We start from the raw sequence: 13,722 nt of genomic DNA on the forward strand, positions 1-13,722 counted from the left end.
ATGGAAACGCTGCTTGAAGTGCGCAACCTGAGCAAAACCTTCCGTTATCGCACCGGGTTATTCCGCCGTCAGCATGTGGAAGCGGTGAAAGATGTCAGTTTTACCCTGCGGGATAAACAGACGCTGGCGATTATTGGTGAGAACGGCTCCGGCAAATCTACGCTGGCGAAGATGTTAAGTGGCATGGTCGCGCCGACTGAAGGACAGATCCTGATTGACGATCATCCGCTGGAGTATGGTGACTACGGTTATCGCAGCCAGCGCATCCGCATGATTTTTCAGGACCCGTCGACCTCACTCAATCCACGCCAGCGCGTCAGTCAGATCCTGGACTTCCCCTTACGGTTAAACACCGAGCTGGACGATGAAGAGCGCGAGAAGCGCATTATCGCCACGCTGCGCCAGGTCGGTTTGTTGCGCGATCATGCCGGATATTACCCGCATATGCTGGCTCCCGGGCAAAAGCAACGCCTGGCACTGGCGCGTGCGCTGATCCTGCAACCAAAGGTGATTATCGCCGATGAAGCACTGGCGTCGCTGGATATGACCATGCGCTCGCAGTTGGTCAATTTAATGCTGGAACTTCAGGAAAAGCACGGCATCTCCTATATTTATGTCACGCAACATATCGGCATGATGAAGCACATCAGCGATCAGGTGCTGGTGATGCATCAGGGCGAGGTGGTGGAACGTGGTGGCACCGCCGATGTACTGGCCTCGCCGCTGCATGAGCTGACCAAACGGTTAATTGCCAGCCATTTTGGTGAAGCACTCACCGCCGAAGCCTGGCGGCGTGAACGTTGATTGTTCGCTGCATCGCGGAAAACGCGGTGCGATTTACCGCATTTGACAGAGACGTGCTAGAATCCGCACGTCGATTAACGTCGGTCGCACACTTTTTAATCATTGCGACCGCCAACAACAATGACCATAAGGATTACAGCTATGGGTTTTCTTTCCGGTAAGCGCATTCTGATTACTGGCGTTGCCAGTAAACTTTCCATCGCCTACGGTATTGCGCAGGCGATGCACAAACAGGGCGCAGAACTGGCTTTCACCTACCAGAACGACAAACTGAAAGGTCGTGTGGAAGAGTTTGCTAAAGAATTGGGTTCAGACATTGTTCTGCCGTGCGATGTGGCAGAAGACGAGAGCATCACTGCGCTGTTCACCGAACTGGCAAAAACCTGGCCGAAATTTGACGGTTTCGTTCACTCCATCGGTTTCGCCCCTGGCGACCAGCTGGATGGTGACTATGTCAACGCCGTTACCCGTGAAGGCTTCAAAATCGCTCACGACATCAGCGCCTACAGCTTCGTCGCGATGGCCAAAGAGTGCCGTGCGATGCTGAACCCGAATTCAGCACTGCTGACCCTGTCTTACCTGGGTGCAGAGCGCGCTATCCCGAACTACAACGTGATGGGTCTGGCGAAAGCGTCTCTGGAAGCAAACGTTCGTTACATGGCGAACGCGATGGGTCCGGAAGGCGTGCGTGTTAACGCCGTGTCTGCTGGCCCGATCCGTACTCTGGCTGCTTCAGGCATCAAAGACTTCCGTAAGATGCTGGCACACTGCGAAGCGGTTACCCCGATTCGTCGTACCGTGACTATCGAAGACGTGGGTAACTCTGCGGCTTTCCTTTGCTCCGACCTGGCCGGTGGTATCACCGGTGAAGTGGTACACGTTGATGGCGGCTTCAGCATTGCCGCGATGAACGAGCTGGAACTGAAATAAGTTCCTGAGGGCGAGCTTGGCTCGCCCTTTTCTTTTTAAATCCGCGCGATAAATCGCGCCGCTACACGCCCCCCTTATACATTCTTGCTATTAATTATCACCGATCATTCTTTTGCCCCGGACCGCCCTTCGGCGACGATAAGCTAGCCCTTTGGTGCGCCCAGAATTTTCAGATTGTGGCGACCGACACCGAGTCCGTTTTTTGCAAAAGGAATGACCATGGAACAACGGCGTTCTCCAGGCCATGACCAGTGGTTTTACGAAAGCCAGACGCGCCCGCAGCATAGCGCCGCCGCGCCGCTGGTGCCCGAGGCTGCTTATCTCGACGATCGTTTTCTGCTGGGTTTGCAGCAAGAAGCCAGTGCGTTACAGCCGCTGTTGCTGCGTTTTCAGCCGGCGCTGCTGGCAGCGCGCGATCTGAGCCAAATCCTGTTTCCCGATTCATTAACCCCCAGCCTGACCCATACGCTGACGTTGTACGATCGCCTCAGCACCGCGCTGACCGTGGCGCAGGTCGCCGGGGTGCAACGGTTGTGCAATCATTATGCGGCACGTTTGAATCCGCTGCCCGGCCCTGATTCATCGCGTGAAAGCAATAACCGGCTGACGCAAATCACCCAATATGCACGCCAACTGGCGATGCAACCTGCGTTGATTACCGCCAACAGCATCAGCGCACTGGACGCCGTTGGACTGACCGGACCGGATATTGTCACCCTGAATCAGTTGGTGGGGTTTGTCAGCTATCAGGCGCGCGTGGTGGCCGCCTTGCAGGCGATCATGGGCCTGCCGGTGCGTTGGATCCCTGGCGTATCACCGCCACCCGATGCCGATGCGGCGCTGTTTCAACCGTCCCCGGTCTGGCAGCATGCGTTAAAACCGGTAGAACTGCGTTACGCCAGCGCAGAACAACTGGCAGCCATCACCTTTTGTCAGGGGATGGAAGGTCTGGAAGACGCGGTTTGGCTGCTGGTGCATGACGCCCAAGCGCTGTATGGCTGGGCAACGTTACAGCAGCGACTCAACGATCATTTTGCGCAAGATGAAGCGTTGGTGCAGGCGGTGAGCGCACGCATCCTCGGCTGCCAGCGCCAGTTCGACCGCTTCGCGGGTAGCGCACGACAGACGCTGCTCAGGGAGGTTGCCGGTGACAATCCACTGGTGACGGTGAGCGCCCAGCTGACCCGTTTACCTGAAAGGTTCAGTGCTGCCCATCTGCAACCGCTGTTGAACGCGGGCTGGAGCGCAGAGCGAATATTTACCCTGCTTCAGGCGGTGGCAGTGGCAAACTGGCAGGACCGCCTGTCGATGGCACTGGGCGAGACGCGTTAATCGGGCAAATGCCCGCGTGCCTCGTCGAAGAAGTGCTGAGCCAGCGGCGTCGCCCTGCCCGGCTCAGCAATCACCAACGCCGCCTGTCGTCCCATTGGGGCGATATCAATCGGGCGGCGTTGCAGGTTTTGCAGCATTTCCGGCAACAGATGCCCGCACGGTGACACCATCACCCCCAATCCAACCTGTGCGCTTTGCAATAGCTGCATAATTGACGCGCTTTCGACGATCACCCGTGGCAGCAACTCCCGCGCTCGCAACTGGCTGTCGAGATAACGTCGGAAATAGCGAGTTGGCTCCGCGAGACATAAAGGCTGACTGGCAAGCAGCGGCAGATCCAGCGTCTGATGTTCCAGCAACGCCGGAAAAAAGTCCGGGTTGAACACCGCCTCCACACCACTGTCCTTCAGCAGCGCGGTCTGGAAATGCAGCTCGCGCAGGGCATTGAGTTCAAAAAAACCAATCCCGCCATCAACGGTATGGCTGTTGAGCGCATCCAGCAGTTGATCGGCGCTCATGGCTGACACCCGGTAGTCAAGCTGCGGATAGCGGGCTTCCACCGCCTTCAACAACGCCGGTAACGCCACGCTGCACTGCGGCATCACGCCGAGACGCAGGGTGCCATTCACGCCGTGTTTTAGCGATTCCACTTCCAGCTTCAGTCCCTGATAGACGGAAACTATCTCGCGCGCCCACGCCAGCACCCGTTCCCCTTCCGGGGTGAAGCCATCAAAATTGTTGCTGCGATTGATCAGCGATAACCCCAGCTCGCGCTCGAGGTTTTTCAGGCGCATCGACAGCGTGGGCTGGCTGACAAAGCTCGCCTCCGCCGCGCGGCCAAAATGGCGCTCGCGCTCAAGATTGCAAAGATAGATTAACTGTTTGATGTCCATACTTTTTTCACAAGGATTATCGTGCCACCTGGCGGGCGCGATGCAGGGCGGTCAGTGACATCATCGTCAACATCAGGCCAATCATTAATAACAATTTAAAGCTAATGGCTTTTAACAGCACGATACCCACTACGCCGCCACCGAGGAACGCCAACACTGTGAACAGATGCAGCTTCAGCCGTTCAATGTATAACGGGGCATCCTTGGGGGATTCTTTGCGCCGCAGCACATCCAGCAGCATCGCCAACTCGATACCGATGTCGGTAGAGGTGCCGGAAACGTGGGTGGTTCTGACGCGCGCGTTGGAAATCCGCGTCACCACCGCATTCTGCAATCCCAACAAAAAACTCAGGCTGAAGATCAGTTGCACGCCAGAATCGTTATTGGGAAACCAACTCTCCAGCACGCCGAGCACCAGCAAGGCAATGCCCTCAATAAAGATATTAATGGCATAGATGCCACGAATTTCACGCCGCCGCCCGGCATTGATAATCAGGGTCGAGACGGAGGAACCGGCGATAAACAGCAGGATAATCACCAGGAAAAACAGGCCGATGTGGAGATCAACTTTTGCCAGGTGATCCGACAACAGCGAGACGTTGCCGGTCATATTGGCGGAGAAAAAACCCACGGTTTCAAACGCCGCGGTGTTCAGTGCCCCGGCCACCGCCGCCAGGGTACAAGCGAGGCGGCGGTCGGTATTGTAAGTTCTGGAACTTTCAGTGCTTAACAGCATGGTATATCCCTGACTACCATCAATTTGGCTATCATCCTGCCAGCGCTGAATATTCTCAAGCGCTTTCCGGTCAGGCGACACCCAACGCACTTTTCACCTCGTTGGCAATCTTTTCCACCTGGGGACCGTAAATCACCTGCACGTCATGCTCGCTGACTCGGTTAACACCATTGGCACCAGTGGTCATCAGTGTCTGGTCCACCACTTCATTCATCTGTTTGACGCGCACGCGCAACCGGGTAAAGCAGCAATCGACGTCCTCGATATTGGCTTCACCACCCAACCCGCTGATGATGACCCGGGTTCGTTCATCGGCTGCCACCTGTACAGGTTTGTGTTCATCGTCAGATTCACGTCCCGGTGTTTCCACCCCCATACGGGTGATGACAAAGCGGAATCCGTAGTAGTAAATCGGTACGTAAATCACCCCCAACACCAGCGTCCACCACCAATGGGTTTTGCTGCCGCCGAGAATGCCGAACACCACCAAATCGATGGCACCACCCTGCACGTTTCCGATCATCAGGTGCAGCATCGACATCAACATAAACGACAACCCCATCAGCAGCGCGTGCAGGATATACAGCACCGGCGAGACGAAGATAAAACAGAACTCCAACGGTTCGGTGATGCCGGTGGTAAAGGAGGTCAGCGCACCGGCCAGCATCAGCGCTTTGACGCGCTGCTTATGCTCCGGGCGGGCGGTGTGGTAGATCGCCAACGCCGCCGCAGGCAAACCAAACATCATCACCGGAATTTTGCCCTGCGCCAGAAACTGCGTCGCGGTACGCACGGTAGCATCCGGGATCGCGCCGGGATTCGTCAGCGAGGTGTTGAAAATGTTTAGCGCACCGACAATGGTTTGCCCGTCTACCGTCGCCATGCCGCCAATTGGGGTGAAACGGACGGTTTCATTGAGGATATGGTGCAATCCGGTCGGGATCAGTAAGCGTTCGCAAGCGCCCAGTAAAAACGCACCGTACTGGCCGCTTTTCCCAATCATCTGCCCCACCCAGGCGATGGCGGCACCGATGGTCGGCCAAATCAACGCCAGCAACACCCCGATCAACGGCAACACCACGATGGTGACAATCGGTACAAAGCGTCGCCCGCCAAAAAAGCTAATGGCGGTGGGGAGTTGCTGAGTATAGAAACGGTTGTGCAGCGCCACGGTGGTAAGCCCCGCAATCACCCCTCCCAGCACGCTCATGTTGTAGGTGAAGATGCCCAGCATCTCGATATATTCCGCTGAGGTCATCATCGCGGTGGTCTGATCCATCCCCGCCTGTTGCAGCGCCTGCGGCGTGGTGGTGGCGGCTGTCAGCCCTTTGGCAGCCAGCGTGGTGCTGATGCCGACATTCATGGCGATATAGCCAATCACGGCGGCAAAGGCGGCGGTGGGCTTCTCTGCTTTTGCCAGTCCAATCGCACTGGCAACAGCAAAGAACACCGGGAGGTTGGCGAACAACGCGCCCGCCACTTTACGGATAAAACCAATGATCAACTGCGGCACCTGCATCTGCACGAAGGCGTCACCGGTGATCGCCGGATTCTGCATGGCGGCGGCAAGTCCAAGGAAGATCCCGGCAGCGGCAATCACCGAGATGGGCATCATCAAGGCTTTACCGAAAGCGTGAATTTGGCTGGCCAAAGGCTTCATGGTTCAGTTCCTTGCAATAATTGAAAGTACAATTATTAGCCAGTTATCGACATCGCACGTAACCACACCGCGTCGGCGATCCGCCAAAGTTTGAACTGGCTCACGCTTCTGTCCGTTTTGCGCGATAAACGCCACCTATCGCACCATTAAGTCAATCAATTAGACAACTTTTGCTGTCAGTCGCAAACTTCTTGCCAACAGTCGTCATATCCTGATAACAACTCCTAAACAATAAGCCTGCATCTACTATGAAATTTAAACGTAAAATTCAGCCCTACCGCGCTGCTGCTGGTGGATGGGGCTCTTTGGAAGCGACCACCCGTTTTGTCCTTGACAGTAAAGCTGCCCTGAAAAACATGCGTAACCTGTTGCGCATGAATAAAGCGCGCGGCTTTGATTGCCCCGGCTGCGCGTGGGGCGATGACAACAAAAGTACTTTTAGTTTCTGTGAGAACGGTGCCAAAGCGGTCACCTGGGAAGCAACCCGCCGTGTGGTTGAGCCGGCGTTCTTTGCCCAGCACAGCGTCAGCACGCTGTATCAACAAAGTGATTATTTCCTCGAATATCAGGGCCGTCTGACCCACCCGTTACGTTACAACCGCGAAACCGACCATTATGAGCCAATCAGCTGGGACGACGCTTTCGCGCTGGTTGCCAGCCATTTACTGGCGATGGACAACCCCGACCAGATGGAGCTGTATACCTCCGGTCGCGCCAGTAACGAAGCGTCCTGGCTGTATCAATTGTTTGGTCGCCTGATGGGTACCAACAACTTCCCCGACTGCTCCAACATGTGCCACGAAGCCAGTGGCTCCGGCCTGAAACGCAGTATCGGCGTGGGTAAAGGCACCATTCGTCTCGACGATTTTGATCATGCAGATGCGATTTTCGTCTTCGGTCAGAATCCGGGGACTAACCACCCGCGTATGCTGCACAGCCTGCGCCATGCCGCCGACCACGGCGCACGCATCGTCACCTTTAATACCCTGCGTGAGCGTGGTCTGGAGCGTTTTGCCGATCCACAAAAACCGCTGGAAGTGGTGACCTCGATGGCCGGCACCATCAGCTCCGCCTATTACCAGCCGAATCTCGGCGGTGATATGGCTGCGATTCGCGGCATGGTGAAAACGCTGCTGGAAACCCATCGCGCGCTGCTTGCCGCCGGGGAAAAAGGTCTGTTTGACGAAACCTTTATCAATGCCGCCACGCAGGGCGTGGAAGCTTACCTGGCAGCGGTGGATAACACCCGCTGGGAAGATATTGTGCGTCAGTCCGGTCTGAGCGAAGCGCAGATCCGCGAAGCCGCCGCCATTTACCAAAGTGCTGACCGGGTGATCTGTACCTGGGCGATGGGCATCACCCAGCACAAGCATTCGGTGGATACGGTGCGTGAAATTGTTAACCTGCAACTGCTGTTTGGTCAGCTCGGCAAAAAAGGCGCGGGCCTGTGTCCGGTTCGTGGCCACAGTAACGTGCAGGGCAACCGTACCATGGGCATTGACGAGAAGCCGAGTAAACCCTTCCTCGATGCGTTAGGTCAGCATTTTGATTTTGAACCACCGCGTGAGCACGGCCACAACACCGTTGAGGCGCTGAACGCCATGCTGCGTGATGAAGTGAAGGTGTTAATCGCGCTGGGTGGTAACCTGGCAGCCGCCGCACCGGACTCGCCGCTGACGGAAGAAGCGCTGCAACGTTGTGGTCTGACGGTGCATATCAGCACCAAGCTCAACCGCAGCCATCTGGTGCCGGGCCATGAAGGCTTGATTCTGCCGACGCTGGGCCGCACCGAGCGCGATCGTCAGGCAACCGGTAACCAGTTTATCACCGTGGAAGACTCCTTCAGCATGGTGCACGCTTCTGAGGGCGTAGGCATTCCGCTGGCGGATACCCAACGTTCTGAAACCGCGATTGTCGCCGGTATCGCTCATGCCACTCTCGGCAGCGATAAAGTGGACTGGCTGGCGCTGGCCGGGGATTACAATCTGATCCGCGATCATATTGCCGCCACCATCCCTGGCTTTGCCGACTTCAACACCAAATGCGACCTCCCGGGTGGTTTCTACCTCGGTAACGCTGCCGCCGAATTGCGTTTCAACACCCCGTCGCAGAAGGCGGAGTTCAGCAATGCCGCCCTGCCCAGCTCGTTGTTCCCGCAGTTGGGCGATGTGGAAGTGCCGTTTACGCTGCAAACCTTGCGTTCACATGACCAGTACAACACCACCATTTACGGCCTCGATGACCGTTATCGTGGTGTCTACGGCCAGCGTGAAGTGGTGTTTATTCACCCGGATGATATGCAGGCACTGGGCTTCACTGAAGGCCAACTGGTGGATATCGAAACCCTGTGGAACGACGGTTTGACCCGTCGCGTCAGCGGTTTTAAATTGGTGCCCTACAATATTCCGCGTGGCAACCTGGCGGCGTATTACCCGGAAACCAACCCACTTGTCCCGCTTTCCAGCTACGGTGACGGCAGCGGCACACCGACCTCAAAATCGGTGCCGGTCAAACTGGCGTTAACTGCCGCCGTACCCACCCAACGTATTGCCTGATCTGAAGGTTATCAGAAGGTAAAAAAGCCGCGTTAAGCGGCTTTTTACCCTGTTTTGGCCTTGCCGCGCGGGCATGATTCGCGTAAAACTGTCAGCCGCTCTTAGGCCACGAAACTAAATAAATTATGTTCCAGGATAACCCGCTGCTCGCGCAGCTGAAAGAGAAGCTCCACGCGCAGACGCCGCGCGCCGAAGGCGTGGTGAAAGGCACGGAAAAAGGTTTTGGCTTTCTGGAGGTTGATGCTCAGAAAAGCTACTTCATTCCACCGCCACAAATGAAGAAAGTGATGCACGGCGACCGCATCGTTGCTGTGATCCACACCGATAAAGATCGCGAAAGTGCCGAGCCGGAAAGCCTGGTTGAGCCATTCCTGACGCGTTTTGTCGGCCGCGTACAGAAGAAAGATGATCGCCTGTCTATCGTGCCGGATCATCCGCTGCTGAAAGATGCTATCCAGTGCCGTGCTGCCCGTGGCGTGACCCAAGATTTCCAGGCCGGTGACTGGGCCGTGGCTGAAATGCGTCGCCATCCTCTGAAAGGCGATCGTGGCTTTTATGCCGAACTGACCGAATTTATTACCACTGCGGATGACCATCTGGCACCGTGGTGGGTCACGCTGTCGCGCCACAACCTGGAGCGTGAAGCGCCGGAAGTCGGTTTTGGTGAGATGATTGATGAGCATCTGACGCGTGAAGACCTGACCGCGCTCGATTTCGTCACCATCGACAGCGCCAGCACCGAAGATATGGACGATGCGCTGTACGCAGAAGAGACTGCCGAAGGTAACCTGCTGCTGACTATCGCCATTGCCGATCCTACCGCTTATGTGCCGGAAGGCAGCGCGCTGGACAAACTGGCCGCGAAACGCGCCTTCACTAACTATCTGCCGGGCTTCAACATCCCGATGCTGCCGCGTGAACTGTCTGATGACGTTTGCTCGCTGCGCCCGAATGTACGCCGTCCGGCGCTGGCGTGCCGCGTTACCGTGTTGAAAGACGGTAGCCTCGCCGACGATATCCATTTCTTTGCCGCCTGGATCGAATCCAAAGCCAAGCTGGTCTATGACGAAGTATCAGACTGGCTGGAAAACAACGGTAGCTGGCAGCCCGCCAGTGATGCCATTGCCCAACAGATTCGTCTGCTGCACCGTCTGTGTCTGGCGCGCGGCGACTGGCGTCAAACTCACGCCCTGGTGTTCAAAGACCGTCCGGATTACCGCTTTGTCCTGGGTGAAAAAGGTGAAGTGCTGGATATCATTGCCGAGCCTCGCCGCATCGCGAACCGTATCGTAGAAGAAGCGATGATCCTCGCGAACGTCTGTGCCGCCCGCGTGCTGCAACAGAAGCTGGGCTTCGGTATCTATAACGTGCATACCGGTTTCGACCTCGCCAACGCCGAACAGGCAGCAGGCGTGTTGGCCGGACACGGTATTACCGTTGATGCGCAGGCCATCACTACGCTGGACGGTTTCCGTCATCTGCGCCGTGAGCTGGATGCCCAGCCGACCCAGTATCTCGACAGCCGTATCCGTCGTTTCCAGGCCTTTGCTGAGATCAGCACCGAGCCAGGCCCACACTTTGGCCTTGGTCTTGAGGCTTACGCCACCTGGACCTCACCCATCCGTAAGTTCGGCGATATGATTAACCATCGCCTGCTGAAAGCCATTATTCGCGGTGAAGCGATCAATCGCCCGCAGGATGATGTGACCGTGACCATGAGCGAACGTCGCCGCCTGAACCGCATGGCCGAGCGCGATGTCGGTGACTGGTTGTACGCACGTTTCCTCGCGCCGTTTGCCGGTGGCGATCGCAAGTTCAGTGCAGAAATCATCGACGTTTCCCGTGGTGGCATGCGTGTGCGTCTGCTGGAGAATGGCGCGGTAGCCTTTATCCCTGCCCCGTTCATCCACGCGGTGCGTGATGAGCTGGTGTGTTCCCAGGAAAACGGCACCGTACAGATCAAAGGTGAAGTCGTTTATCGCGTCACCGATGTGATCGACGTGACCATCGCCGAAGTGCGTATGGAAACGCGTAGCGTCGTGGCGCGTCCCGCTGCCTGAGTATGAAAACCTGCGGGATAACAACGTTATCCCGCAGATTGCACTAACCGTAGCGGCGCGATTTATCGCGCATTTTTTCTGGAAACGCCAACGGAATTGCGCGATCAATCGCGCCGCTACGTAATTCCTGCTTTTAAGTAATTGTTAAATTTGCTCCTCGCTTCACACTTCTTCATCGATTCGCTGTCGCTTACATTCCATTACATTATTTTTAACTTGTTGTATTCGATCGTTTATTTTTCCCGGTCCCTACAAGGAGTTAACTCATGAACAACGTCAAAACCGGATTGATCTGGTTAGCGGTGGCGTTAATTGGTGCGGCGTCGTTCGCCATGCTGGCGCTAAGCCGTGGTGAACACGTCAATGCCGTCTGGCTGGTGATTGCCGCCGTGGCGTGCTACAGCATCGCTTATCGCTTTTACAGCCTGTTTATTGCCCGCCGTATTTTCGAACTGGACGATCGCCGCCGTACGCCAGCGGAGCGCTTTAACGATGGTCTGGATTACGTGCCTACCAACAAGTGGGTGCTGTTCGGCCACCACTTTGCCGCCATTGCCGGTGCTGGCCCGCTGGTCGGCCCGATCCTCGCGGCACAAATGGGTTTCCTGCCAGGCACCATCTGGATTCTGGTCGGTGTAATGCTGGCTGGCGCAGTACAGGATTTCCTCGTGCTGTTTATCTCCACCCGCCGCGATGGGCGTTCGCTGGGTGAAATGGCGCGCCAGGAACTCGGCAGTTTTGCCGGGGTGATCACCATGCTTGGCGCACTCGGGGTGATGATCATTATTCTTTCGGCCCTGGCGTTGGTGGTGGTCAAAGCGCTGGCGAACAGCCCCTGGGGGTTGTTCACCATCGCCGCGACTATCCCGATTGCGCTGTTTATGGGCGTGTATATGCGCTTTCTGCGTCCGGGAAAAATCGCTGAGGTATCGATTATTGGTTTTGTACTGATGATGGCGGCGATTATTTTTGGCGGTGATATCGCACAACATCCCTTCTGGGGACCGTTCTTCACCCTGAAAGGCACGGAACTCACCTGGGTGCTGGTGATTTATGGTTTTGTTGCCTCATCGCTGCCGGTATGGCTGCTGCTGGCACCGCGTGACTATCTCTCTACCTTCCTGAAAATTGGCGTGATTGTTGGTCTGGCGATCGGCATTTTGTTTGCCATGCCAGAACTGAAAATGCCTGCGGTGACTAAATTTATCGATGGTAGCGGCCCGGTGTTTTCCGGGGCGCTGTTCCCGTTCCTGTTTATCACCATCGCCTGTGGCGCGATTTCTGGTTTCCATGCGTTAGTCTCCAGCGGCACCACGCCGAAACTGGTGGAACGTGAAAGCCATATTCGTTTTATTGGCTATGGCGCGATGCTGATGGAATCCTTTGTCGCCATCATGGCGCTGATTTGCGCGTCGGTGCTGGATCCGGGCGTCTACTTTGCCATGAACGCCCCGGCGGCACTGATTGGCACCACCGTGGAAAACGCGTCGCAGGTGATTAATGGCTGGGGTTTTGTCGTCACACCGGAAATGCTGACCACCATCGCTTCTGAAGTGGGTGAGAAGACCATCCTGTCCCGTGCGGGTGGTGCGCCAACCTTCGCCGTAGGAATGGCACATATCATTACTGAGGTGTTCAACAGCCGCGCCATGATGGCGTTCTGGTATCACTTCGCCATTCTGTTTGAAGCCTTGTTTATCCTTACCGCCGTGGACGCCGGTACGCGTGCCTGCCGTTTTATGGTGCAGGATTTGGTCGGCACCGTGGTGCCTTCACTTGCCAATAACCGTTCATGGCTCGGCAATATGGCGGGAACCACCGTGGCTGTTGCGGGTTGGGGTTTCTTTGTCTATCAGGGCGTGGTCGATCCCCTCGGCGGCATCAACACCTTGTGGCCATTGTTCGGTATTGGTAACCAGATGCTGGCGTCGATGGCGCTGATTCTCGGCACCGTGGTGCTGTTTAAGATGAAGAAACAGCGTTACGCGTGGGTGACGATTCTGCCAACTGCCTGGTTGTTTATCACCTCAATGACCGCCGGATGGCAAAAGATTTTCCATGAAAAACCGTCGATTGGTTTCCTTGCCCAGGCGAATAAGTTCCGCAAAGGTCTGGATGAGGGCGTGATTATCGCACCCGCGAAAACCGTCGCTGATATGCAAACCATCGTGTTCAGCAACCAGATTAACGCCCTGCTGTGCGGTTTCTTCATGCTGGTGGCCGTCACCATGTTGATCGCGGCTTTCTTTGTCATTCGCCGGGCGCTGCGCAGTGACGTGCCGACCGTGCATGAGGCACCGGTGTCGCTGCGTAAGGAGGTGCGTAATGTCTGAGGCGATTTTAGCCTGGCGTAAACCGGCCGGGCGCTGGCAGATAAATCAGTGTCTGCCGCTGGGCGAGCCGCCGCGCACCCGCTGGCAAAAAATCTGGCGTGGCTTGCAGCAGAGCTTTCGCTTAATGGTCGGCGTACACGATTATCAAAATTATCTACAGCATATGCGTCTGCATCATCCCGGACAGCCCCCGATGAGTGAACGCGAATTTTATCGTTACTGCCTCGACGCCCGCTTTCCCAGCCAGCCAGGAAAATTGGGTAAGTGCCCGTGTTAATCCTGTTTAGCCCCAAATTTTTGGGGCTTTTTCGTGCCATTCATTTATCTAAACAAAAATATATTTGGATTGCATCTTGTGCTTACGCAAGAGGATGAATACTGTTGCTAAAATAATGAGATACCGCCTGCTGAGAACTCCC

Annotated in this window: 10 protein-coding genes; 7 read left to right on the forward strand and 3 right to left on the reverse strand. The window is 56.0% G+C overall.

The genetic code is table 11. The annotated features are described in order from the left end of the window. The 3 genes from sapF to AC6I8R_RS10635 all read left to right on the forward strand — a co-directional run bounded on the left by sapF (position 1) and on the right by AC6I8R_RS10635 (position 3,066). Entirely contained in the window at positions 1-804 is an 804-nt protein-coding gene (sapF, locus tag AC6I8R_RS10625) for a putrescine export ABC transporter ATP-binding protein SapF (RefSeq protein ID WP_021183119.1), read from the forward strand. Positions 805-945: 141 nt separating this feature from the next. Continuing rightward, positions 946-1,734, forward strand: coding sequence for an enoyl-ACP reductase FabI (fabI, locus tag AC6I8R_RS10630; protein WP_021183118.1), 789 nt, complete (start codon positions 946-948; stop codon positions 1,732-1,734). A gap of 219 nt (positions 1,735-1,953) precedes the next feature. Further along, positions 1,954-3,066, forward strand: a complete 1,113-nt coding sequence (locus tag AC6I8R_RS10635) for a CMD domain-containing protein (protein ID WP_497832238.1) — start codon at positions 1,954-1,956, stop codon at positions 3,064-3,066. Here AC6I8R_RS10635 and AC6I8R_RS10640 read toward each other — a convergent pair. The 3 genes from AC6I8R_RS10640 to AC6I8R_RS10650 all read right to left on the reverse strand — a co-directional run bounded on the left by AC6I8R_RS10640 (position 3,063) and on the right by AC6I8R_RS10650 (position 6,355). Beyond that, the gene (locus AC6I8R_RS10640) at positions 3,063-3,959 is read right to left on the reverse strand and encodes a LysR family transcriptional regulator (protein WP_021183116.1); all 897 of its coding nucleotides are present in this window, start codon (positions 3,957-3,959) and stop codon (positions 3,063-3,065) included. The two genes, AC6I8R_RS10635 and AC6I8R_RS10640, sit on opposite strands and share 4 nt — an antisense overlap. Before the next feature lie 16 nt (positions 3,960-3,975). Then, positions 3,976-4,695 (reverse strand): YoaK family protein, encoded by a 720-nt coding sequence (locus tag AC6I8R_RS10645; protein ID WP_036625134.1) that lies wholly within the window; start codon positions 4,693-4,695, stop codon positions 3,976-3,978. A 70-nt stretch (positions 4,696-4,765) separates the two neighbouring features. Continuing rightward, entirely contained in the window at positions 4,766-6,355 is a 1,590-nt protein-coding gene (locus AC6I8R_RS10650) for a PTS transporter subunit EIIC (protein ID WP_415174464.1), read from the reverse strand. Between the two features lie 248 nt (positions 6,356-6,603). Here AC6I8R_RS10650 and AC6I8R_RS10655 point away from each other — a divergent pair, with 248 nt between their 5' ends. The 4 genes from AC6I8R_RS10655 (at position 6,604) to AC6I8R_RS10670 (ending at position 13,580) form a co-directional block, all read left to right on the forward strand. Continuing rightward, complete coding sequence (locus tag AC6I8R_RS10655) at positions 6,604-8,910, forward strand: FdhF/YdeP family oxidoreductase (RefSeq protein WP_497832239.1); 2,307 nt, start codon at positions 6,604-6,606, stop codon at positions 8,908-8,910. Positions 8,911-9,035: 125 nt separating this feature from the next. After that, positions 9,036-10,970 (forward strand): exoribonuclease II, encoded by a 1,935-nt coding sequence (locus AC6I8R_RS10660; protein WP_497832240.1) that lies wholly within the window; start codon positions 9,036-9,038, stop codon positions 10,968-10,970. A gap of 266 nt (positions 10,971-11,236) precedes the next feature. Beyond that, complete coding sequence (locus AC6I8R_RS10665) at positions 11,237-13,303, forward strand: carbon starvation CstA family protein (RefSeq protein ID WP_497832241.1); 2,067 nt, start codon at positions 11,237-11,239, stop codon at positions 13,301-13,303. Continuing rightward, positions 13,296-13,580 carry a YbdD/YjiX family protein gene (locus tag AC6I8R_RS10670; protein ID WP_497832242.1) on the forward strand — a complete coding sequence of 95 codons (285 nt, stop codon included), beginning with the start codon at positions 13,296-13,298 and terminating at the stop codon, positions 13,578-13,580. The genes AC6I8R_RS10665 and AC6I8R_RS10670 overlap by 8 nt, the downstream gene beginning before the upstream one ends. Positions 13,581-13,722: the final 142 nt, after the last annotated feature.

The sequence above is a fragment of the Pantoea sp. X-Soil-OKNW-713 genome (assembly GCF_059730685.1).

What these genes read in the sequence shown, in the direction of transcription:
- AC6I8R_RS10650 (WP_415174464.1), bottom strand. Translation starts at nt 6,355, where the DNA reads ATGAAGCCTTTGGCCAGCCAAATTCACGCTTTCGGTAAAGCCTTGATG.
- AC6I8R_RS10660 (WP_497832240.1), top strand. Translation starts at nt 9,036, where the DNA reads ATGTTCCAGGATAACCCGCTGCTCGCGCAGCTGAAAGAGAAGCTCCAC.
- AC6I8R_RS10670 (WP_497832242.1), top strand. Translation starts at nt 13,296, where the DNA reads ATGTCTGAGGCGATTTTAGCCTGGCGTAAACCGGCCGGGCGCTGGCAG.
- AC6I8R_RS10655 (WP_497832239.1), top strand. Translation starts at nt 6,604, where the DNA reads ATGAAATTTAAACGTAAAATTCAGCCCTACCGCGCTGCTGCTGGTGGA.
- AC6I8R_RS10645 (WP_036625134.1), bottom strand. Translation starts at nt 4,695, where the DNA reads ATGCTGTTAAGCACTGAAAGTTCCAGAACTTACAATACCGACCGCCGC.
- AC6I8R_RS10665 (WP_497832241.1), top strand. Translation starts at nt 11,237, where the DNA reads ATGAACAACGTCAAAACCGGATTGATCTGGTTAGCGGTGGCGTTAATT.
- AC6I8R_RS10635 (WP_497832238.1), top strand. Translation starts at nt 1,954, where the DNA reads ATGGAACAACGGCGTTCTCCAGGCCATGACCAGTGGTTTTACGAAAGC.
- fabI (WP_021183118.1), top strand. Translation starts at nt 946, where the DNA reads ATGGGTTTTCTTTCCGGTAAGCGCATTCTGATTACTGGCGTTGCCAGT.
- AC6I8R_RS10640 (WP_021183116.1), bottom strand. Translation starts at nt 3,959, where the DNA reads ATGGACATCAAACAGTTAATCTATCTTTGCAATCTTGAGCGCGAGCGC.
- sapF (WP_021183119.1), top strand. Translation starts at nt 1, where the DNA reads ATGGAAACGCTGCTTGAAGTGCGCAACCTGAGCAAAACCTTCCGTTAT.